16 protein-coding genes and 1 pseudogene are annotated in these 22,049 nt (G+C 73.3%); 14 read left to right on the top strand and 3 right to left on the bottom strand.

Annotated elements, in window-relative coordinates; all coding sequences use genetic code 11:
• Positions 1–245 precede the first annotated feature (245 nt).
• The 5 genes from AC3ET3_RS23630 to gatB all read left to right on the top strand — a co-directional run bounded on the left by AC3ET3_RS23630 (position 246) and on the right by gatB (position 6,278).
• A complete protein-coding gene (locus tag AC3ET3_RS23630; protein WP_432137858.1) occupies positions 246–2,513 on the top strand; it encodes a putative bifunctional diguanylate cyclase/phosphodiesterase in 2,268 nt (755 codons plus the stop codon).
• Positions 2,514–2,716: 203 nt separating this feature from the next.
• The gene (gatC, locus tag AC3ET3_RS23635; RefSeq protein WP_095936815.1) at positions 2,717–3,013 is read left to right on the top strand and encodes an Asp-tRNA(Asn)/Glu-tRNA(Gln) amidotransferase subunit GatC; all 297 of its coding nucleotides are present in this window, start codon (positions 2,717–2,719) and stop codon (positions 3,011–3,013) included.
• Positions 3,014–3,018: 5 nt separating this feature from the next.
• A complete protein-coding gene (gene gatA, locus AC3ET3_RS23640; protein WP_432137857.1) occupies positions 3,019–4,512 on the top strand; it encodes an Asp-tRNA(Asn)/Glu-tRNA(Gln) amidotransferase subunit GatA in 1,494 nt (497 codons plus the stop codon).
• Positions 4,509–4,748, top strand: a complete 240-nt coding sequence (locus AC3ET3_RS23645) for a hypothetical protein (protein ID WP_432137856.1) — start codon at positions 4,509–4,511, stop codon at positions 4,746–4,748. Before gatA ends, AC3ET3_RS23645 begins: the two co-directional genes overlap by 4 nt.
• Positions 4,749–4,763: 15 nt before the next feature.
• Positions 4,764–6,278, top strand: a complete 1,515-nt coding sequence (gene gatB, locus AC3ET3_RS23650) for an Asp-tRNA(Asn)/Glu-tRNA(Gln) amidotransferase subunit GatB (RefSeq protein WP_432137855.1) — start codon at positions 4,764–4,766, stop codon at positions 6,276–6,278.
• A gap of 108 nt (positions 6,279–6,386) precedes the next feature.
• Here gatB and AC3ET3_RS23655 read toward each other — a convergent pair.
• Positions 6,387–7,010 (bottom strand): annotated as a pseudogene (locus tag AC3ET3_RS23655) (methyltransferase domain-containing protein); the annotation flags it as partial.
• Positions 7,011–7,233: 223 nt separating this feature from the next.
• Between AC3ET3_RS23655 and AC3ET3_RS23660 the strand changes: the two are divergent.
• The 7 genes from AC3ET3_RS23660 to AC3ET3_RS23690 all read left to right on the top strand — a co-directional run bounded on the left by AC3ET3_RS23660 (position 7,234) and on the right by AC3ET3_RS23690 (position 15,047).
• Positions 7,234–7,590, top strand: a complete 357-nt coding sequence (locus tag AC3ET3_RS23660) for a hypothetical protein (protein WP_432137854.1) — start codon at positions 7,234–7,236, stop codon at positions 7,588–7,590.
• 227 nt (positions 7,591–7,817) lie between these two features.
• Positions 7,818–10,055 carry an MMPL family transporter gene (locus AC3ET3_RS23665; RefSeq protein ID WP_435612832.1) on the top strand — a complete coding sequence of 746 codons (2,238 nt, stop codon included), beginning with the start codon at positions 7,818–7,820 and terminating at the stop codon, positions 10,053–10,055.
• On the top strand, positions 10,033–10,608 hold the full coding sequence (locus tag AC3ET3_RS23670) for a GNAT family N-acetyltransferase (protein ID WP_432137852.1): 576 nt from the start codon (positions 10,033–10,035) through the stop codon (positions 10,606–10,608). Before AC3ET3_RS23665 ends, AC3ET3_RS23670 begins: the two co-directional genes overlap by 23 nt.
• A 35-nt stretch (positions 10,609–10,643) precedes the next feature.
• Complete coding sequence (locus AC3ET3_RS23675) at positions 10,644–11,204, top strand: hypothetical protein (protein WP_432137851.1); 561 nt, start codon at positions 10,644–10,646, stop codon at positions 11,202–11,204.
• Between the two features lie 188 nt (positions 11,205–11,392).
• On the top strand, positions 11,393–11,566 hold the full coding sequence (locus tag AC3ET3_RS23680) for a hypothetical protein (RefSeq protein ID WP_432137850.1): 174 nt from the start codon (positions 11,393–11,395) through the stop codon (positions 11,564–11,566).
• A 57-nt stretch (positions 11,567–11,623) separates the two neighbouring features.
• Positions 11,624–14,662: a helix-turn-helix transcriptional regulator gene (locus AC3ET3_RS23685; RefSeq protein ID WP_432157270.1), complete on the top strand. Its 3,039-nt coding sequence runs from the start codon at positions 11,624–11,626 to the stop codon at positions 14,660–14,662.
• A 43-nt stretch (positions 14,663–14,705) separates the two neighbouring features.
• Positions 14,706–15,047, top strand: a complete 342-nt coding sequence (locus tag AC3ET3_RS23690; RefSeq protein WP_435612833.1) for a DUF6191 domain-containing protein — start codon at positions 14,706–14,708, stop codon at positions 15,045–15,047.
• Here AC3ET3_RS23690 and AC3ET3_RS23695 read toward each other — a convergent pair.
• Both AC3ET3_RS23695 and AC3ET3_RS23700 read right to left on the bottom strand, forming a co-directional pair.
• Positions 15,044–16,237, bottom strand: a complete 1,194-nt coding sequence (locus AC3ET3_RS23695; RefSeq protein ID WP_432137848.1) for a PQQ-dependent sugar dehydrogenase — start codon at positions 16,235–16,237, stop codon at positions 15,044–15,046. The genes AC3ET3_RS23690 and AC3ET3_RS23695 overlap by 4 nt on opposite strands.
• A gap of 74 nt (positions 16,238–16,311) precedes the next feature.
• Entirely contained in the window at positions 16,312–17,313 is a 1,002-nt protein-coding gene (locus AC3ET3_RS23700; protein WP_432137847.1) for an aldo/keto reductase, read from the bottom strand.
• Between the two features lie 75 nt (positions 17,314–17,388).
• Here AC3ET3_RS23700 and AC3ET3_RS23705 point away from each other — a divergent pair, with 75 nt between their 5' ends.
• Together AC3ET3_RS23705 and AC3ET3_RS23710 are read left to right on the top strand one after the other, a co-directional pair.
• Entirely contained in the window at positions 17,389–18,363 is a 975-nt protein-coding gene (locus AC3ET3_RS23705; RefSeq protein ID WP_432137846.1) for a 2-hydroxyacid dehydrogenase, read from the top strand.
• A gap of 373 nt (positions 18,364–18,736) precedes the next feature.
• Complete coding sequence (locus AC3ET3_RS23710) at positions 18,737–21,835, top strand: putative bifunctional diguanylate cyclase/phosphodiesterase (RefSeq protein ID WP_432137845.1); 3,099 nt, start codon at positions 18,737–18,739, stop codon at positions 21,833–21,835.
• Positions 21,836–22,049: the final 214 nt, after the last annotated feature.

The raw sequence follows: 22,049 nt of genomic DNA on the forward strand, positions 1-22,049 counted from the left end.
ACCGGATGCTTACGGGTGACTGGGGCGCATTCGGGCGACCGTCGACGACCGCTGCCCGTGAAAGCCTTCCGCGGCCTACTGTTGAGATGTGCGCCCGCCGTGCCCGGTCTCGGTCGGGGGCACCCCTGTGGTCCTCGACGGGCTCGTGAGGGCCGGGGCAAGGGTTTTCCAACGCGGCGCCGTTTGATGGCTGTCGGGCATCGGGCCGCGGGGCGTGGGCACCGCCGGCTGTGAGAGGGACGGGAATGGAACCGACCGAGAGCGCCGCCCCGGACTCCCGGCTGTCCGGCCGCCGGGCCGGCGGTGCCTGGTGGGCGAGCCGCTGGGCGGCGTGGTCGGCCCGCCGTCCGGGCGCGGACGCACCCGCGCGGGGCACGGCGGCGCGCGGTGGTGCGCCCACCGCCGTGGACACCCGCCCGGCCGTACCGCTCACGGTGCCGTCCACGGCACCCGTCGCCGGGCTGCCGGGCGGCGAGCACGAGCGGCACCTGTCCTGGCCGGCGCTGCCCGCCGGCGTCGTCGCGGCGGCCGGCTTCACCCTGGGCGCCGGTTTCTACCGCGCCTTCACCGACCACCACGCGCTCTTCCCGTCGGGGGTGGCCGGCTGGTCGCTGGCCGTGCTGACCGGCATCATCGTCGGCCACCTCGTGATGCTCGGCCGCTCCCGCTGGTGGGGCGGCACCGGCTCCGGCGCCGCCCTCACCCTCGCCGTCCTGCTGCTGTACGGCTGGGTGCCGGCCGGCATGGTCAGCCTCACCGTCGTCGTCCTGGTCGGCATAGCCCGGCGCCACCGCTGGCGGCAGGGGGTGCTGCACGGCGCGGTGGACATCCTCGGCATCGGCGCCGGCGCCCTCCTGCTGGCCGCCTTCGGCCGGATACCCTCCGTGGAGATCCCCTGGGACCCGGCGACCTGGACGTTCTACACCGCCCCGCAGGTGATGCTGGTCGCCGCCGCCTACCTCAGCGTCACCCGGGTGCTGCTGTGGTACCTGCACGCCCCGCGCTCCGGGGGCCTGCCCACCGTCGCCCGGACCGCCCTGGTCAGACAGGGCCTGGTGGCCGTCGCCCTGCTGGGGATCGCCCCGCTGGTGTGCGTGGTGGCGGTGGCCAAGCCGATCCTGCTGCCGCTGTTCGCCATCCCGCTCATCGCCCTCGACTCCACCCTGTGGATAGCCCGGGCCCGGGCCGAGGAGCAATTGCGCGACCCGCTGACCGGGCTGCCCAACCGGCAGTGGCTGCTGGAACGCATCTGGACCGCGCTGGACGAGGCCGAGCGGATCGGTGCCCGGGCCGCCCTGATGCTCATCGACCTCGATCGTTTCCGGTCGGTCAATGACACACTCGGTCATCTCGCCGGTGACCGGCTACTGCTGCAGATAGCCGACCGGCTGCGCCTGGCGCTGCCGCGCGGTGCGGAGGTGGCGCGGCTCGGCGGCGACGAGTTCGCCGTCTTACTGCCGGTGGCCGACTCCACCACCTCCGCCACCCGGGTGGCCCGCGGACTGGTCTCGGCCCTCAGCTCCCCGCTCGACCTCGACGGCCTCACCCTCGTGCTGGAGGCCAGTGCCGGGGTCGCCGTCTTCCCCGACCACGCCCTCGACGCCGAAGGCATGCTGCGGCGCGCGGACGTGGCGATGTACCAGGCCAAGCGGGACCGCACGGGCGTGGAGGCCTACGAGTCCAAGCGGGACTCCAACACCCCCGACCGGCTCGGTCTGCTGGGCGATCTGCGCCGGGCGCTGGACGCGCACGAGGTGGAGCTGCACTACCAGCCGAAGGTGCGCTTCGACGGGCAGGTCGCCGGCCTGGAGGCACTGGTGCGGTGGGTGCACCCGGAGCGCGGGAAGGTGCCGCCGGACGAGTTCATAGCCATCGCCGAGTCGTCGGGGCTGATGCCGCACCTCACGGAGTACGTGCTGGAGACCGCGCTCGGCCAGGTCGCGCGCTGGCGGGCGCAGGGACTGTTCGTGCCGGTCGCGGTGAACGTCTCGCCGCGCGACGTGCACACCCCCGGCTTCGCCGGCTCGGTGGCGGCGCGGCTCGCGCGGCACGGGGTCCCGGCGGGGGCGCTGCAACTGGAGATCACCGAGCATGTGCTGCTGGAGGACCCCGAGCGGGCGGCGGACACGCTGAACGGGCTGACCGGGCACGGCGTGAAGATGTCGCTGGACGACTTCGGCACCGGCTACTCCTCGCTGGTGCACCTGCGGCGGCTGCCGGTGAGCGAACTGAAGATCGACCGGTCGTTCGTGGCCCGCCTCGCGGTCGACGCGCAGGACGCGGAGATCGTGCGGTGCACGGTGGACCTCGCCCACTCCCTGGGCCTGCTGGTCGTCGCGGAGGGCGTCGAGGACGACGAGACCTGGGAGCGACTGCGCGACCTGGGATGTGACGCCGTGCAGGGCTGGCTGGTCGCCGCGGCGATGCCCCCGGAGGAGACGACCGCCTGGCTGCGGGCGCGGGGCGCCCGGGGATGGCAGCGCCCGCGGGCGGCACTGCCGGCGGCCGAGTAGGCCCGGCCCCGCACAGCTCGGCCCTCCCGGCCGCCCCCTCCCGGCCACTCCGGGCGGGCGACTTCGCCGACTCCGCCGCCTCCGGCACGTACGCCCCGGCGAACCCGCCGCTGAAGCCGGGAGACGAACCGTTGCACGGCCACGGCCCCCCGCCCCATAGGATTGGCCCCTAACCACACTCACTCACCCCAGAGGAACGCTGCATGCCTGGCATCACGCGCGAGGAGGTCGCCCACCTCGCCCGGCTGGCGCGTCTGGAGCTGAAGCCCGAAGAGCTCGACCACTTCGCGGGACAGCTGGACGACATCATCGGCGCGGTCGCCCGCGTCAGCGAGGTCGCCGACCAAGACGTACCGCCGACCTCGCACCCGCTCCCGCTGACGAACGTCATGCGCGTGGACGAGGTCCGTCCGTCGCTCACCCCCGAGCAGGCGCTCTCCGGCGCCCCGGCCCAGGAGCAGCAGCGTTTCAAGGTGCCGCAGATCCTGGGGGAGGACTGATCACGATGACGGACATCATCAAGCTCACCGCCGCCGAGACCGCCGAGAAGATCGCCTCCGGCGAGCTGACGGCCGTCCAGGTCACCCAGGCCCACCTGGCCCGCATCGAGGCAGTCGACGAGAAGGTGCACGCCTTCCTGCACGTCGACCGCGAAGGTGCCCTCGCCCAGGCGCGCGCCGTGGACGCCAAGCGCGAGCGGGGCGAGAAGCTCGGCCCGCTCGCCGGCGTCCCGCTGGCGCTGAAGGACATCTTCACCACCGAGGGCATCCCGACGACCGTCGGCTCGAAGATGCTCGAGGGCTGGATCCCGCCGTACGACGCGACGCTCACCAAGCGGCTCAAGGACGCCGACGTCGTGATCCTCGGCAAGACCAACATGGACGAGTTCGCCATGGGGTCCTCGACGGAGAACAGCGCTTACGGGCCGACCGGCAACCCCTGGGACCTCACCAGGATCCCAGGCGGCTCCGGTGGCGGCTCCTCCGCCGCGCTCGCCGCGCACATGGCCCCGCTCGCCATCGGCACCGACACCGGCGGCTCCATCCGCCAGCCGGCCGCCGTCACCGGCACGGTCGGCGTCAAGCCGACCTACGGCGCGGTCTCCCGCTACGGCATGGTCGCGTTCTCCTCCTCGCTCGACCAGGGCGGGCCCTGCGCCCGCACGGTCCTGGACGCGGCCCTGCTGCACGAGGTCATCGCCGGCCACGACCCGATGGACTCCACCTCCGTCGAGGCACCGGTCCCGCCGGTGGTCGAGGCCGCCCGCAACGGCAGCGTGGCGGGCATGCGGGTCGGCGTGGTCAAGCAGTTCCGCGGCGAGGGCTACCAGGCCGGCGTCATCCAGCGCTTCGACGAGTCCGTCGCGCTGCTGAAGGAGCTGGGCGCCGAGATCGTCGAGCTGGACTGCCCGTCCTTCGACCTCGCGCTGTCGGCGTACTACCTCATCGCGCCCTCCGAGTGCTCCTCCAACCTCGCCCGCTTCGACGGCCTGCGCTACGGCCTGCGGACCGGCGACGACGGCACGCACTCCGCCGAGGAGGTCACCTCCCTCACCCGTGAGGCGGGCTTCGGCCCCGAGGTCAAGCGCCGCATCATGCTCGGCACGTACGCCCTGAGCTCCGGCTACTACGACGCGTACTACGGCAGCGCCCAGAAGGTCCGCACGCTCATCACGCGCGACTTCGAGCGGGCCTTCGAGCAGGTCGACGTGATCGTCTCTCCGACGACCCCGACCACCGCCTTCCCGATCGGCGAGCGCGCCGACGACCCGATGGCGATGTACCTCGCCGACCTGTGCACGATCCCGACCAACCTGGCGGGCAACGCGGCCATGTCGCTGCCCTGCGGCCTCGCCCCCGAGGACAACCTCCCGGTCGGGCTGCAGATCATCGCCCCCGCGATGAAGGACGACCGGCTGTACAAGGTCGGCGCGGCCGTCGAGTCGGCCTTCGTGGAACAGTGGGGGCACCCGCTTCTGGAGGAGGCTCCGTCGCTATGAGCAAGCTGTCCAAGGCCAAGAACTTCAAGAAGTCCAAGTCCGGTACGTACCTGTCCATGGCCACCACCGCGTTCGGCGCGGTGAGTGTCGTCAAGCAGATGAAGAAGGCGCGCCTGGAGAGCGACACGCTGCGGCTGATCGACGCCACCGTCTCCGCCGCCGCCATCGTCACCGGCCTCGCCATCCTGTACCGCGAGCTGAAGCGGCTGGGCGACGACGACGTCCTGCTGGGCTGAGAGGGAAGCTACACCGTGACCACCACGACCGACCTGGTGTCGTACGAGGACGCGCTGGCGTCGTACGACCCCGTCATGGGCCTTGAGGTCCATGTCGAACTCGGCACCAAGACCAAGATGTTCTGCGGTTGCTCGACCGCTCTCGGCCAGGACGCCAACACCCAGACCTGCCCGGTCTGCCTCGGCCTGCCCGGCGCGCTCCCGGTCGTCAACGCGACCGGCGTCGAGTCGGCGATCAAGATCGGTCTCGCGCTGAACTGCGAGATCGCCGAGTGGTGCCGCTTCGCCCGGAAGAACTACTTCTATCCGGACATGCCGAAGAACTTCCAGACCTCCCAGTACGACGAGCCGATCGCCTTCGACGGCTACCTCGACGTCCAGCTGGAGGACGGCGAGACCTTCCGCGTGGAGATCGAGCGCGCCCACATGGAGGAGGACACGGGCAAGTCGACGCACGTCGGCGGCGCCACCGGCCGCATCCACGGCGCGTCCCACTCCCTGCTGGACTACAACCGCGCCGGCATCCCGCTCATCGAGATCGTCACCAAGCCGATCGTCGGTGCCGGGGAGCGCGCTCCCGAGGTCGCGCGGGCCTACGTCCGTGAGCTGCGCGAGCTCATCAAGGCGCTCGGCGTCTCCGAGGCCCGGATGGAGATGGGCCAGATGCGCTGCGACGTGAACCTGTCGCTGCGCCCGAACGGCACCGAGAAGTTTGGTACGCGCTCGGAGACGAAGAACGTCAACTCGCTGCGTTCCGTGGAGCGTGCGGCCCGGTTCGAGATCCAGCGGCACGCGGCCGTTCTGAACAGCGGCGGCACGATCGTGCAGGAGACCCGCCACTTCCACGAGGACACCGGGTCGACGACCTCGGGCCGCGTGAAGGAAGAGGCCGAGGACTACCGGTACTTCCCGGAGCCGGACCTGGTTCCCGTCGCCCCCTCCCGTGAGTGGGTCGAGGAGATCCGCGCCGGTCTGCCCGAGCTGCCCCTGGCCCGCCGCAACCGGCTCCTCGCCGAATGGGGCATCTCCGCCACCGACATGCAGGCGATCCTGAATGCCGGCGCGCTGGAGCCGATCGTCGCCACGATCGACGCCGGTGCTGACGCGGCCTCCGCCCGCAAGTGGTGGATGGGCGAGCTGGCGCGCAGCGCCAACGAGTCGGGCAAGGCGCTGGACGAGCTGGCGATCACCCCGGCGCAGGTCGCCCGGGTGACCGAGCTGGTCTCCAAGGGCGACCTGAACGACAAGCTGGCCCGCCAGGTCATCGAGGGCGTCCTCGCGGGCGAGGGCACCCCGGACGAGGTCGTCGACAAGCGCGGCCTGAAGGTCGTCTCCGACGACTCGGCCCTGGGCACCGCCGTCGACGAGGCCATCGCCGGCAACCCGGGCGTCGCCGACAAGATCCGCGGCGGCAAGGTGGCCGCGGCCGGCGCGCTGGTCGGCGCGGTCATGAAGGCCACCCGTGGCCAGGCCGACGCGGCCCGCGTCAAGGAGCTGATCCTGGAGAAGCTCGGCGTCAGCGAGGGCTGACCCCACACCGCACCCCACACCGCCCGCAGGGGGCGCTTCGGGCATCCGGTCCGAAGCGCCCCCTGCGCGTCCGGATGTGCCGTACCCGCCGGCCCGGCCGGGCGCGTGTCAGCGGCGGCGGCCCACCATCCGGGCGAAACCGAGCGAACGGCCGGCGTCGGCGCGGAGGAGGTCCACGGAGTCGCGGGCCATGGTCGCCGTGAACTCGCTCGGGCTCTCCTCGGCGCAGACCTCGCTCCACAGCAGCCAGTCGCGCCACCCGTCCGGCTGCCAGTCGGCCGTCTCGACCTCGACGGCACCGGTGCGGGTCCAGTTGCGATGCCACCAGGCGGGGGAGTGGAACGCCCAGAACCCGGGGTCCCAGTGCTCCCCGAGGTGTTCCGGTGGCTCGGTGCCGGTCGGCTCCTCGCGCAGCGAGGGCACGACGACGCCGATCCGGCCGCCGGGCTTCAGCAGCCGCGTCAGGGTGGGAAGGTAGAGGTCGGTGGTGCCGAAGTACTGGTACGCGTCGACGGAGACGATCGCGTCGAAACCGCCCTCCGCGAACGGCAGGTCGTGCGCCTCGGTGTGCACCGGGAACACCCGGTCCGCGAAGCAGGCCTCGGCGACCCGGGCGGCGTTCTCGTCCGGCCTGATCCACAGGTCGGCCGCGGTGACCTGGACGTCGTACTCCCGGGCCAGGAACACCGAGGTGAGCGCCCGTCCGCAGCCCAGGTCCAGGACGCGCGCGCAGGCAGGGTGAGTCCGGTGGGTCCTGCGGATGGGGGGACCACGGCTGGCTCGGCGAGATCGGCACGGTCGGCGGGCATCGGTGACGGGGCTCCTTGCTCTCGGCGTTCTCGGCGTCTTCGGTGTCTTCGGCGTTTCTCGGAAACCATGTACGGGTCCGGGGCCGACACCCTTTCACCGGACGCGCCGATTCCGCACTCACCCGTACGAGGTACGCTCCCGCGCCATGAGTGGACGTACGGACTTCGACAGGCGCGAGGACACCGAGGCGGACGCCGACCCCACCGACGACACCGAGAACGGCCCCGACAACGCCGAGGACGGCACCGACGGCCCCGAAGACGCCCGGCGCGCCCGCTGGGCCGCCGTCGGCACCGGTGCTCTGCTCACCCTGGCCGGACTCGCCGCGGCCCTGCTGCGCCTGACCGGACCCGTTCCGGCCACCGTCCCGGCCGCCTACGCCCTCGGAGCCGCCGTCTGCGCGCTCGCCGCCGTTCTCGGCGCGCGGGGCCGCACCCGGCGCGCCCTGTGGCTGCTGATCGCCGGCGTGATGGTGATGGCCGTGGGGGACCAGCTCGACTGAGCGCGGGGGAGAGCCGGGCGGCCGGCGGCTGTGACCCGCCCCACGTCCGGGGGCTGTGACGTGCCTCCCATGTGCCCCCCAGCCATGTGAAGAAGCACACGAATGCCTCAATCGATCTCTTTGTCCTGCAAGAGTGGCAGCAGTTTGCTCATGCGTTCTTTGCGGGCTGTTCCGTCCATCGACGACTGTTCCCGGTCAAAGATCCCCAATCCTTTCGGGAGCACGTCGTGGCAGCACTAGCACGCTGGTGTGTCCAGCGCCGCCTTGTCGCCGTCCTGCTGTGGTTGCTCGCCTTCGGCGGGATCGCCGCCGGCGCCACGGTCGCCGGCACCGCGTACTCCAACGACTACCAGGTCCCCGGCACCGAGTCCGGCCAGGCCGGCCGGCTGCTGGCCGAGAGCTTCCCGGACCTCGGCGGCGACAGCGACACCCTGGTCTGGCACACCGACTCCGGCACCGTGCGCGCCGCCGACGTCGAGCAGACGATGAACGGCACCCTGCGGCAGATCGAGGACCTGCCCGGCGTCGCCACCGTGACCAGCCCGTACGACGATCAGGGCGGCACCGGCCGGATCAGCGAGGACGGCCGCACCGCGTACGCCACCGTCACCTTCGAGGACCGGGCCTCGGACATCGACAGGACCGAGGCCGAGGCCGTCGTGCGCACCGCCGAGGCCGCCGAGAGCGACGGCCTGCAGGTGGCCATGGGCGGCAGCGCGGTCGGGCTGACCGAGTCCAGCGGCGGACACCTCGCCGAGGTCATCGGCGTCGCCGTCGCCGCGGTGGTGCTCTTCCTCGCCTTCGGCTCGCTCGCCGCCTCCCTGCTGCCCATCGCCACCGCCCTGGTCGGTGTCGGCACCGCCTACGCCGGGATCGTGCTGCTCGGGCACGTCATGACCGTCGCCGACTTCGCGCCCATGCTGGGCATGCTCATCGGGCTCGGCGTCGGCATCGACTACGCGCTGTTCATCGTCACCCGGCACCGGCGCGGGCTGAAGCGGGGCCTGTCCGTGCCGGAGGCCGCGACACAGGCCGTGGCCACCACCGGGCGCGCGGTGGTCTTCGCAGGCGCCACCGTGTGCATAGCGCTGCTCGGCATGCTGACCCTGCGGCTCAACTTCCTCAACGGCGTCGCGATGGCCGCATCCCTGACCGTCGTCCTCACCGTCGCCGCCTCGGTGACCCTGCTGCCCGCCCTGCTGTCCTTCATCGGCCCGCGCGCCCTCAGCCGCCGCGAGCGCCGCCGGCTGACCGAGCTGGGCCCGGAGCCCGAGGTACCGACCGGGCTCGCCGCCCGCTGGTCGGCGTTCGTCGAGCGCCGGCCCAAGGCCCTCGGCGCCCTCGCCCTCGCCGTCATCGCCCTGCTGGCGCTGCCCACCATGGGCCTGCGCCTGGGCACCTCCGACCAGGGCAACGACCCGCAGACCAGCACCACCCGCCAGGCCTACGACCTGCTCGCCGACGGCTTCGGCCCCGGCGTCAACGGACCGCTCACCCTGGTGACCCACGTGGACGGCGCCGAGGACCGGCTCGCCCTCGACGGCCTGGACACCACCCTGCGCGCCACCGACGGCGTCGCCTCCGTCACGCCGGTCATCTACGACTCGCACGGGACGACGGCGTACCTGACCGTCGTCCCCGACTCCGCGCCGCAGTCCCGGGCGACCAGCGACCTCGTCGACCGGCTGCGCACCGAGGTGCTGCCCCGCGCCGAGAGCGGCACTTCGCTCGACGTCCAGGTCGGCGGCGTCACGGCCGGATACGACGACTTCGCGGACGTCATCGTCGGCAAGCTGCCCCTGTTCGTCGGGGTCGTCATCGGACTGGGCTGCCTGCTGCTCCTGCTCGCCTTCCGGTCGGTCGCCATCCCGCTGAAGGCGGCCGCGATGAACGTGGCCGCCGTCGCCGCCGCCTTCGGCGTGGTCGTCGCGATCTTCCAGTGGGGCTGGGGCAGCGAACTGCTCGGCCTCGGCCGCGCGGGCCCGATCGAGCCCTTCCTCCCGGTGATCATGGTGTCGGTCCTCTTCGGGCTCTCCATGGACTACCAGGTCTTCCTGATCAGCCGGATGTACGAGGAGTGGCTGGAGACCGGCGACAACCGGGTCGCCGTCCGCGTCGGCCTCGCCGAGACCAGCCGTGTGATCAACTCCGCGGCGGTCATCATGATCTCGGTGTTCCTCGCCTTCGTCCTCAGCGGCGACCGGGTGATCGCCATGTTCGGCATCGCGCTGGCCTCCGCCGTCGCCCTGGACGCCTTCGTCCTGCGCACCCTCCTCGTCCCGGCCCTGATGCACCTGCTCGGCGGCGCCAACTGGTGGCTGCCCGCCTGGCTGGACCGCCGCATGCCCCGCATCAGCATCGAGCCGCCCGAGTGCCGTGCAGCCGCCCATGAGAGGCTCACGGACGTCGTGGCGGAACTGGAGAAGGAGCAGGACCAGCGGGATGTACGCGAAATCCCTGGGTGAGGACGGCGCCGAACTGCGGCCCCTGGAGGTCTGGCACGCCGAGGACCTGCTCGCCAACATCGACCGGGGCCGGGAGTTCATCGGCCGCCACGTCGGCCTGCCGGACAGGATCACCGACCTGGAGACGGCCCGGTCCTACCTGCGGTCGTACGCCGAGAAGCGCGCCGCCGACGCCGGCAGCCTGCACGGGCTGTGGCTGGACGGCGAGCTCGTCGGCGGACTGCTGTTCCGGGTGTGGGACACCTCCCTCGGTGTCTGCGAGGCCGGCTGCTGGCTGGTGCCCGCGGCGGCGGGGCGCGGCCTCGTCACCCGCGGGATGCGGACCCTGCTGGACTGGGCGTTCGACGACCGCGGCATGCACCGCGCCGAGTGGTACGCCTCCACGGCCAACGAGGCCAGCCTCAACGTGGCCCGCCGGCTGGGCATGACCCGCGAGGGCGTGCTCCGCGAGAACTACCCCTACCGGGGCGTGCGCACCAGCACCGAACTGTGGGCGGTGCTCGCCCCCGAATGGCGTGAGGCACGCGCGCGTGAGGCACGCGCCGATCATTAAGGGGCCTCTCAGACAGCGTCCGTACGGTGCCGGGCATGGACACCAGGACTACCGCCGAGACCGCGGAGACTCCCGAGACCGCGGAGACTTCAGCGGCTTCCGTGACCGCCGAGACCCCCGCGACCGCCGAGACCCCCGCGACGGTCGGCGACGCCGAGACCGAGAACACCGTGAGCATCGACGCCGGCGAGAAGGGCGGCTCGTCGGAGGTCGGGCAAGGCGCCGGGGCCATCGTCTCCGTCGCGCTCGGCGTGGTCTCGCTCACCGGCGGCTGGACCGGCACCGTCGCCGCAGCCCGCGAGACCCTCGTCGGCCGGCTGGAGACCTCGTCGGGCGCGAGCGTCGCCCGGCAGATCCAGGAGGTCTACGGCGACGCCTGGCACACCACCGCGCTCTGGGCGGGCCTGTTCGCGCTGGCCGCTCTGGTCACCGCCGTCGTGGTGCTGTTGCGCCCCGCCTTCGGTGTCCCGGGCCGGCCCCAGTCCGGGTGGATCCGGTCGGCCGCCTGGGCGGGCGTCGCGCTGGGCCTCGTAGGACTGCTCCTGGCCGTCCTCACGTACAGCGACGCCCTGCTCGGACTGCCGTCGGCCGGCTGAGGCTGCCCCGGGGAGAGGCGGCCCCGTCTGAGGACCCGGGGCTCCGCTAAGTCCCCGCCGGCCCCGCCTAAGGACCCGCCCCGCCCCCCAAGATGCGGCACTCTCCCGATGCGACCGGCCCCCCTGGGAGACGAAGGTTGGGGCATCGCACACAGCGATGCCAGAAACCGTCGTCCGAGGGGGACACCATGTACGCCTACGAACTGCACCAGCACCGTTCCGCCGAGCTGATCCGCCGGGCCCGGCAGGACCGGCTGGTCCGCGAGGCCCTGCGCGCCCGGCGTCAGGCACGGAAGAACGCCGAGCCCGAGTCCCATACCCGGCGCCTCAGCGGCCGCCACCGGTTCGCGCGGGCGGCCTGAGCCGGCGCCGTTCCCGGTGATCCGATAAGGGATGGGGCGATGTCGGAAGCGTGTGCGATGCTCGGACCCGTGGAGACCAGGTCCGTCAGTCCCGTCTTCGTCGGCCGCGCCGCCGAGTTGGAGACCCTGCACGACGCGCTCGCCCGCGCCGCCGCGGGAGAGCCGCAGGCGCTGCTCGTCGGCGGTGAGGCCGGGGTCGGCAAGACCCGGCTCGTCGAGGAGTTCGCCGGCGCGGCCTGCCGCGCCGGCGCCGTCGTCGCCGTCGGCGGCTGCGTGGAGATCGGCGCCGACGGGCTGCCGTTCGCCCCGTTCTCCACCGCGCTGCGCGCCCTGCGCGCCGCCCTGCCGGGCGAACTGGCCGCCGCGGCGGCCGGCCAGGAGGAGGAGCTGGCCCGCCTGCTCCCGGAGTTCGGCGAGCCGCGCACCGGACGGCACGACGAGGAGGGCATGGCCCGTCTCTTCGAGCTCACCGCCCGGCTCCTGGAGCGCGTCGCCGCCGACCGCACCGTGGTCGTCGCCCTGGAGGACCTGCACTGGGCCGACGCCTCCACCCGCCACCTGCTGTCGTACCTGCTGCGCACCCTGCGCACCGGCCGCCTGGTCGTCCTGGCCACCTACCGCTCCGACGACATCCACCGCCGCCACCCGCTGCGCCCCCTGCTCGCCGAACTCGACCGGCTGCGCACGGTCCGCCGGATCGAACTCGCCCGGTTCAACCGGGAGGAGGTGGGCCGGCAGGTCGCCGGTATTCTCGCCGCCGAACCCGACCCCGCCCAGGTCGACGAGATCTTCGCCCGCTCCGACGGCAACGCCTTCTTCGTCGAGGAACTCGCCGTCGCGGGCCACGAGGGCTGCTGCACCGGTCTCACCGACTCCCTGCGGGACCTGCTGCTGGTGCGGGTGGAGGCGCTGCCCGAGCACGCCCAGCAGGTCGCCCGGATGGTCGCCGAGGGCGGCTCCACCGTCGAGTACCCGCTGCTCGCCGCGGTCGCCCGGCTCCCCGAGGACGACCTCATCGAGGCGCTGCGGGCCGCGGTCAACGCCAGCATCCTCACCGCGGCCCCCGTCGGCGACGGCTACCGCTTCCGGCACTCCCTCGTCCGCGAGGCCGTCAGCGACGACCTGCTGCCCGGCGAGCGCTCCCGCCTCAACCGGCGCTTCGCCGAGGCACTGGAAGCCGACCCCGCGCTGGTGCCCGCCGACGAGCGGGTCACCCGGCTGGCCAGCTACTGGTACCACGCCCACGAACCGGCCAAGGCCCTGCCCGCCGTCCTCGACGCGTCCGTCCAGGCCCGCCGCCGCCACGCCTACAGTGAGCAACTGAGCCTTCTGGAGCGGGCGATGGAGCTGTGGGACACCGCCCCGGAGAACGTCCGCGCCGGCCTGCGCCTGATCGACCACGCCGAGGTCTACCGCCCCTGCGGCTGCGACCCCGCCACCACCACGCTCAGCTATCTCGACCTGATGGCCGAGGCCGCCGTCGCGGGCCGCCTGTGCGGCGAACGCGACCGCGCCCTGAAGATCACCAAGAAGGCGCTGCGCCTGCTGGCCGACGACACCGACCCGCAGCGCTCCGCCTGGTTCTGGGTGCAGCGCTCCCGGCTGATGCAGGCCGTCGCCCGCAGCGACGGCTGGACCGAACTGGCCACCGCCCAGGACCTGGTCCGCGGTCTGCCGCCGTCCGAGGTGCACGCCGAGGTCCTCGCCGCCGTCGCGAGCTGGTGCATGCTGCACGAACCGGGCCCCGACGCCCTGACAGCCGCCGAACGCGCCGTCGAGTACGCGCGCATGGTCGACGCCCACGACATCGAACTCAACGCCCGCCTCACCCTCGGCGGCCTGCGCGTCGACTCCGGCGACACCGAGGCCGGCCTCGCCGAGATGTACGAGGTCAAGGCGCGGGCCGCGGAACTCGGCCTGGACAGCGAACTGGGCCGCGCCCTGGTCAACCTGCCGTCCGTGCTGGAGGGCGTCGGCCGCTCGGCGGACGCCGTCGCCCTGCTGGAGGAGGGCGTGCCCGTCGCGCGTCGGCTCGGACTGGTCGACGCCGAGGCGTGGATCTGGGGCAACCTCGCCGAGTCCCTGCTCTCCCTCGGCCGCTGGGACGATGCCGCGGCCGCCGCGGCCAACGCCCAGCGCTTCGAGCAGAGCGCCAAGCCGCGCACCGCCGGCTCGGTCCGCCTCGCCCAACTCGCCTTCGCCCGGGGTGATCTGACCGGGGCCGCCGGCCATCTCGCGACCGCCCGCGGCTCCTTCGGCACGCACGACGTCATGCCCCAGTACTCCCTGCCGATGAGCTGGCTCGCCCTCGGCATCGCGGCGGCCGAGGGCCGGCTGGACGGCGCCCGCGCCGAGCTGGAGCACGCCCTGGAGGCCGGCCTGCCGCCCGGCACCCAGCGCTACGGCTGGCCGCTGGTGCTCGCCGCCGCCACCGCCGAGGCCGACGCGCTGGGTGTGCCCGCCGCCGCGGCCGGGCGGGGCCGGATCCTCGACCTGCTGCGCACCACGGCGAAGGGCCTGGCCACCGGGGCCCCGCTGTGGCGCGCCCACGAACAGTGGGTGCGCGCCGAACTGATGCGCGCCGAGGGCCGGCTCGACCCCGACGAGTGGTGCGCGGCCCTCGCCGCCGTGGAACCGCTCCAGCGGCCGTACGACCTCGCGCGGGTGCGCCACCGGCTCGCCGAGGCCCTGCTGGCCACCGCCCCCGGCGACGACGAGCGGGCCCGCGCCACCGAGCTGTTGCGGCTGGCGGGCGCGGTGGCCGAGCATCTCGGCGCCCGCCCGCTGGCCGACGCCGTCAGCCGCCTCGCCCAGCGCGCCCGGCTCACCCTGAGCCACGCCACCCGGTCCGCGCCCACCCCGGCCGACGCCCTCGGCCTGACCAACCGTGAGCGGGACGTCCTGCGCCTGGTGTCCGCCGGGCGTACCAACCGCCAGATCGCCGAGGAGCTCTTCATCTCCCCGAAGACGGCCAGCGTCCACGTCTCCAACATCCTCTCCAAGCTGGGCGTCTCGGGCCGGGGCGAGGCCGCGGCCGTCGCCCACCGGCTGGGCCTGTTCCCGGCGGAGGTGGCGGCGGGAGCGGGCACCGGATGACGGGCACGCCGGCGGCTCCGCCGCGGCCCGGGAAGGAGCACGCGTGTTCAACGCCCTGGAAGAGCTGTTCGCGCCGGGTCGCAGGCACACCCGGGACGAGCGGAAACGGCTGGAACTGAGCCGCGAGGACGTCGGAGACAACGACCCGGGACGAGGACCGGTGGACCTCGACTCAGGCAAGGTCGTCGTACGGCTGCGGAAGCGGGCCCCCGCCGACGGCGAGGCGGACCCTCGGGCCACGCCCGGCGCGGACCCGGGCGGCGCGGCCCCGGGCGGCGGCGAGGCGGACGGTGACGCGACAGGCGGCGACGGAGCGGACGCCTTGGGGCAGGCGGGGGCGCGGCAGGCGGCGAGAGGCCCGGACGGCGCCGGGGACAGGCGCTAGCTCACCCGCAGCTCCAGGATGCGGTCGTCGCCCTTCCGTGGGTCGCCCCGGCCGTCGGTGTTGCTGGTGGCCACCCACAGCCGGTCGCCCCCGGCCGCCACCACGGTGCGCAGCCGCCCGTACTCGCCGGTCAGGAAGGCCTGCGGCTGCGCCGAGGTCTCCGTGCCCTTCAACGGGATCCGCCACAGCCGGTTGCCCCGCAGGCAGGCCATCCACACGGAGCCCTCCGCGTAGGCGATGCCGCTGGGAGAGGCCTCCTCCGGGCGCCACTGGGCGATCGGGTCGTGGTAGTCGCCGTCGCCGGAACGCCCCTCCACCTCGGGCCAGCCGTAGTTGTCGCCCGGCTTGATCGCGTTGAGCTCGTCCCAGGTGTCCTGGCCGAACTCGGAGGCGAAGAGCCGCTGCTTGCGGTCCCAGGCCAGGCCCTGCACGTTGCGGTGGCCGAGGGTGTACACCGGCGAGTCGGCCGACGGGTTGCCCGGGGCGGGCTCGCCCTCCGGGGTGAGCCGGAGGATCTTGCCGCCCAGGGAGTCCTCGTCCTGGGCGAGCCCCCGGTCGCCGGTCTCACCCGTCCCCACGTACAGCATCCGGTCCGGGCCGAAGGCGATCCGCCCGCCGTTGTGGATGACGCCCTTGGGAATCCCCTTGAACAGGGTGTCCGGTGCGCCGAGCTGCTCCCCGGCGGGCTTGTTCTCGTCGTAGATCATGCGGACCACGCGGTTGTCGGAGGCCGACGTGAAGTACGCGTAGATCATGTGGTCCGCGGCGTAGTCGGGTGACAGGGCGATGCCCAGCAGCCCGCCCTCGCCGCCCGGCTCGACCCCCGACACCTCGCCCAGCTCGGTCTTGCGGCCGGTGTCCGGGTCGACCCGGGTGATCGTGCCCTCGTCGCGGGAGGCGACCAGCAGGTCGCCGTCCGGGATCGGGGCGATGCCCCAGGGGCTGCGCAGGCCCTCGGCCACCGTGCGCACCACCGTCACCGTCCCCTTGGCGGGCGGAGTCTCCTCGGTCGCCCGGGGTGAGGGCGTGGCCGGCGCGGACGGGGCACCCCGCGAGGTGGCGCCGGGCGGGCCCGCGTCATCGGAGGAACAGCCGGCCGTCAGCAGCAGCGTGCCCGCGGCCAACACGGCCGTCACAGCTCGACGTCGCACGATCTTGGTCCCTTCGACGCGGTGATCTCTCCTTGTCATACACCGCTCGCGCCTCCCAGGTTCCCGATCACCGGAACTCCAACCGCCCGCCGTGAGAGCCGGTGCGGCGGTGCTCACTCCCAGGACCCCAGCGCGCCCGGCAGCGCCGCCACCTCCGCCAGGTCGCGCGAGGTCAGCCGCAGCTCCGCCGCCCCGGCGTTCTCCCGCACCCACCGCTCCTGCTTGGTACCCGGCACCGGCACCACGTGGCGGCCCCGGGACAGCACCCAGGCCAGCGCCACCTGCGCCGGGGTGACGTCCGGCCCGTGCCGGCGGGCGATCCGGCGCAGGCCGGCCACGATCGGCTGGTTGGCGGCCATCATCTCGGCCGTGAAGCGCGGATGCCGGGCCCGCATGTCCTCCGGCTCGAAACCCTGGCCGGGGGTCAGGGTCCCGGTGAGGAAACCGTTCCCCAGAGGCATCGCCGCGAGGAAGCCGACCCCGCGCTCCGCACACCACGGCAGCAGCGCCTCCAGCGCCTCCGGCGACCACACCGACAGCTCGGCCTGCACCGCGCTCACCGGAAACACCTGCTGCACCCTTCGCAGTTGGCGCAACGTCGCGTCGTACAGCCGGGCCCCGCCCGTCCGCCGCCCGCCACGCACCCCGACCGCGCACAGGCCCAACGCCCGCACCTTTCCCGCCTGGACCAGCTCGGCCATCGCCCCCCAGGTCTCCTCCACGGGGACCTCCGGGTCGGCGCGGTGCAACTGGTAGAGGTCGATCACGTCCGTCTGCAGCCGGCGCAGCGACGCGTCACAGGCCCTGCGCACGTAGCCCGGGCGGCCGTTGGCCACGATGTGCTGGTCGCCGGCCAGCAGGCCCACCTTCGTCGCCACGAACGCGTCCGCCCGACGCTCCTTGAGGACCCGGCCCAGCAGCAGCTCGTTGGTGAACGGCCCGTACATGTCGGCGGTGTCCAGCAGCGACGACCCCAGGTCCAGCGCCCGGTGGACCGCCCTCAGCGACTCCTCGCCCCGCCGCCGGGACGCGCTGTAGCCCCAGCTCATCGGCATGCACCCGAGTCCGACGGACCCCACCCCGAGTGCCCCCGCGCCGATCGTCCTGCACTCCACCTGCCCGTGACCCTCCCTGTGCCGACCACCAACCTAACCTCTGCACGCGCGCGTGCCTGACGTAGCCTCCCGGGCATGACGAACGACCTGGTGCGCGACGTGTGGCTGCCCATCCCGCCCGACGGCATCGACGGGCTGCCGGACGGTCTCAACTACCTGTTCTGGGACGGCGGGAAGGACGGTGACCAGCCCTATCCGGGCGACCCCGCCGACTGCGCCGTGTACGTGGTGCCGTACATGAAGCGACAGTCGGTGAAGGTGCGTCCGCTCCGTGAACTGCGCAACGTCCGGCTCGTACAGACCCTCACCGCCGGCGTCGACGACGTCAGCGCGAACCTGGCCGACCTGCGGCCGGGGGTGGCGCTGTGCAACGCGCGCGGAGTGCACGAGGCGAGCACCGCGGAGCTCGCGCTGACCCTCACGCTCGCCGCCCTGCGCGACATCCCCGGCTTCGTGCGGGCACAGCGCGAGGAGCGGTGGCTGACCGGGTTCCGGCCCGCGCTCGCCGACAAGAGCGTCCTGATCGTCGGCTACGGGGCGATCGGCGCCGCCATCGAGGACCGGCTCGCGCCGTTCGAACTTGCGCGGGTGGCGCGCGTCGCGCGCTCCGAGCGCACCACGGCGCGCGGGCCGGTGCACCCGATCACCGAACTGCCCGCCCTGCTCCCCGAGGCGGACGTGGTGATCCTCTCCACACCCCTGACGGAAGCCACCCGCGGCCTGGTGGACAAGGACTTCCTGGCGCGGATGAAGGACGGTGCGCTGCTGGTGAACGTCGCCCGGGGCGCGGTCGTGGACACCGGCGCCCTGCTCACGGAGCTGGAGAGCGGCCGCCTCGTCGCCGCCCTGGATGTCGTCGACCCCGAGCCGCTGCCGCCGGGCCACCCGCTGTGGAGCGCGCCCGGGGTGCTCATCACCCCGCACGTCGGCGGCCCCAGCTCCGCGTTCCTGCCGCGTGCCAAGCGCCTGCTGGCCGACCAGTTGGAGCGATTCGTGAACCGGGAGCCACTGCGCCACGTGATCCTCACGACGGGCGCGGCAACCGCGTAGTCCGCTTCGGGCACCCTCCGCAGCGCCCCGGACGCGGGCCGTGCGCGCCCCGCGTCGACCGTCACGGAGCGTAGAGGAACTATGTCCCTGAGTGACGAGACTGGTGTATCGTCCCGACAGGGGCTGCGCCGCGCACCGTTTCGGCGCCGGGGATGGACATTTCAGACTTGTGAGGGGGGCGACGGGCGATGCACGGCCTATGGACGACCGATCCGACGCGGTGGGGCCGCCGGCGGCGGCCCTGGCGCACGGCCGCGCGCAGACGCGGCCAGAACACCCACCCCATCCATCACCACCGCAGGCACGGCGTCCGCCGACGGCACGCGCACCGGTCCCGGCCGGCGCCCGGACCGGTGTCGACCGGGAGGGCCCGGTGACCGCGCCGCCGCCGACCTCCACGACCCTCCTCGACGGAGCGCCTCGGGCGCACCCCGTGGCCGGACCGGCCCCGGCCGGTGCGCCGCCCGCCGGCCCGGGGCGGTCGAGCCTGGTCCACCAACTGGTGCTGGCCCTGGTCTGCGCGGGATACGCCGTCGGATCCGCGCTCGGCTGGGGCTCCAGCGAACTCGCCCTCGTGATGGGTGACTTCGGGCTCAGCGCCGCGGCGGGCACCGCGGCCGTCTCCTGCTTCCTCTACGCGCGCACCCGACGCGTCCGCTTCCGGCCCGCCTGGCTGCTGTTCGCCCTCTCCTCGGCGATGGCGGCCCTGGGCAACGGCGTCTGGGGGTGGTACGAGGTGCTGCTGGAACGTCCCGTGCCCAGCCCCTCCTACGCCGACCTGTTCTTCCTGTGCTTCGCGCCGCCCGCGATCGTCGGCCTGCTGGTCCTCGCCACCCGGCCCGCGAACAAGGCCGGCTGGGTCTGTCTGGCGCTGGACGCCTGGCTGATCGCCGGGTCGCTGCTCACCCTGTCGTGGAGCCTGGCGCTCGCCCAGGCCGCCCGGTTCGAGGGGGCCAGCGTCGCGCACGCCGCGCTCTCCCTGGCGTACCCGCTGCTGGACATCGCCCTGGTGAGCATGGTGCTGGTGCTGCACTTCCGCCGCACGGCCGTCAACCGCACGGCCGTCAACACCGCGATCGGGGCGCTCGCCCTGACGGTGATGTGCGATGCCCTGTTCACCTCCCCTCTGCTCCACCATGCCTACCGTTCCGGCCAGTTGCTCGACGCCGGCTGGTTCGCCGGCTCGCTGCTGCTCGCCTACGCCCCCTGGGCCGCGCCCCGCCATCTCGGGCCCGGCGAGTCCGAGGGGCACACGCGCGTGGTGCACGAGCACCTGCCCCGACAGCGAACCGGTGCCCCCCAGTACACCGCCCCGACACCCTCCGTGTCCGGAGCACCCGGTGTGTCCGGCGTGTCGGCGCCCGGCGGGGAGTACCCGCGCATCCCGGCCACCCGGCCCGTCACCGGGTCGCTGGCCGCGCTGACGCCCTACCTCGCCGCCGCCGTCTGCACCCTGGGAATCCTCTACAACGTCCTCAACGGTCGCGACGTCGACCGGGTGGTCCTCCTGACGGCGGGCACCGTCGTCCTGGCGCTGGTCGTGCGCCAGGGCATCATGCTGCTCGACAACATGGCGCTCACCCACGAACTGGCGCAGAAGGAGAACCACTTCCGCTCCCTGGTGCAGGGCTCCAGCGACGTCATCATGATCGCCGCCCCCAGCGGGGTCCTGCGGTACGTCTCCCCGGCCGCCGCCGGTGTCTACGGCCGCCCGGCGGAGGAGCTGGTGGGCACCGAACTGGCCGGTCTCATCCACCCGGAGGACCTGGGCTGTGTGGTGCACGAGCTGCGCCGCTTCCTCGCCGCCAGCCCCCAGGACGAACCCACCACGCGCATCGAGTGCCGCTTCCGCTCGGGCGGTGGGGGCACCTCCCGCTCGGGCGACGCCGAGAGCGGGGGAGGCTGGCTGAACGTCGAGTCCACGGTCAACCGCCACCACGGCGGCCTCATCTTCAACAGCCGGGACGTGACCGAGCGCGTGCGCCTGCAGGCGCAGCTGCAGCACAACGCCGAGCACGACCCGCTCACCGACCTGCCCAACCGTTCCCTGTTCACGCGCCGGGTCCAGCAGGCTCTGTCCGGCCGGCGCAGCTCCGACCGGGGCACCGCGCTGCGCAACACCGCCGTCCTCTTCATCGACCTGGACGGCTTCAAGGCGGTCAACGACACCATCGGGCACCAGGCCGGCGACGAACTGCTGGTCCAGGCCGCCCGGCGGCTCCAGGAGGCGGTCCGCCAGGGCGACACCGCCGCGCGGCTGGGCGGCGACGAGTTCGCGGCCCTGATCGTCGGCGACCACACCCGGGACCGGTCCGCCCGTGAACGGCACATCCTGGAGCTGGCCGACCGCCTCCGGCTCACGCTCTCCCAGCCCTACACCATCGACGGCAACGAGGTCCGGGTCGCCGCCTCCATCGGGGTGGCCTTCGCCGAACCGGGTCTCGGCGCGGGCGAGCTGCTGCGCAACGCCGACCTGGCGATGTACCGGGCCAAGGCCGCCGGTAAGGGCCGGGTCGAGCTGTACCGGCCGCAGATGCAGCAGGACGTCGTCCGCAGGGCGGAGCTGGCCGGCCGGCTGCGCGCCGCGCTGCACGACGGCGAGTTCACACTGCTGCACCAGCCCGTCGTGCGCCTGGACGACGGCGCGATCACCGCGGTCGCCGCGCACGCACGCTGGCGGTCCTCGCAGGGCGTGCTGTTCACCCCGGCGGAGTTCCTGCGGGTCGCCGACGAGGGCGACCGGACGTCCGAGCTGAGCCGCTGGGTGCTGGAGGAGGCCGTGGAGCAGGCCGCCGAGCGCGCCGCGAGCGGAGTGGTCCTCCCCGTGGCGGTGCGGATGAGCGCGCGCCGGCTACTGGACCGGTCGCTGCCGCTCGGCTCGGTCGAGGCCCTGCTGACCCGCCACGGACTGCCGTCCGGAGCGCTGGTGGTCGAGCTGTCCGACGCGGACCCCGGGATCGCGCTGGACGAGCTGGAGCGCCGCCTGGGCGCCCTGCGCCGACTCGGGGTACGGATCGCCCTCGACGGCTTCGGCAGCGGCTATGCGGCGCTCACGGCGCTGCGCAGACTGCCGGTCGACATCATCAAGCTCGACCGAGGCCTGGTGGAGGGCGTCGTGGAGTCCGCCCGGCTGCACAAGATCACCAGCGGGCTGCTGCGCATCGCCGGCGACCTCGGGCTGCAGTCCGTGGCCGACGGCGTGGACCTGCCCGAGCAGGTCGTCGCGTTGCGCGCGATGGGCTGCACCCACGGGCAGGGCATGGCGTTCTCCGGTCCGCTGGACGAGTACCGGCTGCGCCGGGCGCTCGGATCCGGCCACTACCCGGTGCCGCACGCGTCGGCCGAACCGGCGTTCGCGGGCGGGGGCGCGGCGGTGTACAGCGGGAGTGTGCCGGCCGTGCTGCAGGGGGGCACCCTGGGCGCCACCACGACCCTCCGTTCACATAATGAGACCCCCGTCCCACCCACTTGACAGTGGGTGCGTGCCGGGGGGAGGGTCAGTGCCATGCGCACCCGAATTCTCGTACTTGGAAAGCGCGTCGGCTGACGCTGAGCCCTGATCGCTCAGCGACCCCACCGGCGCGCTCCCCTCGCTTGCCCTACGGCACGAGGGGTTTTTTGTTGCACCAGCACCAGTCGTAGTTCGCCCAAACCCTCGCAAAACCCTCAGCATCGAGAAGAGAATG

The sequence above is a fragment of the Streptomyces sp. bgisy159 genome (genome assembly GCF_057707805.1).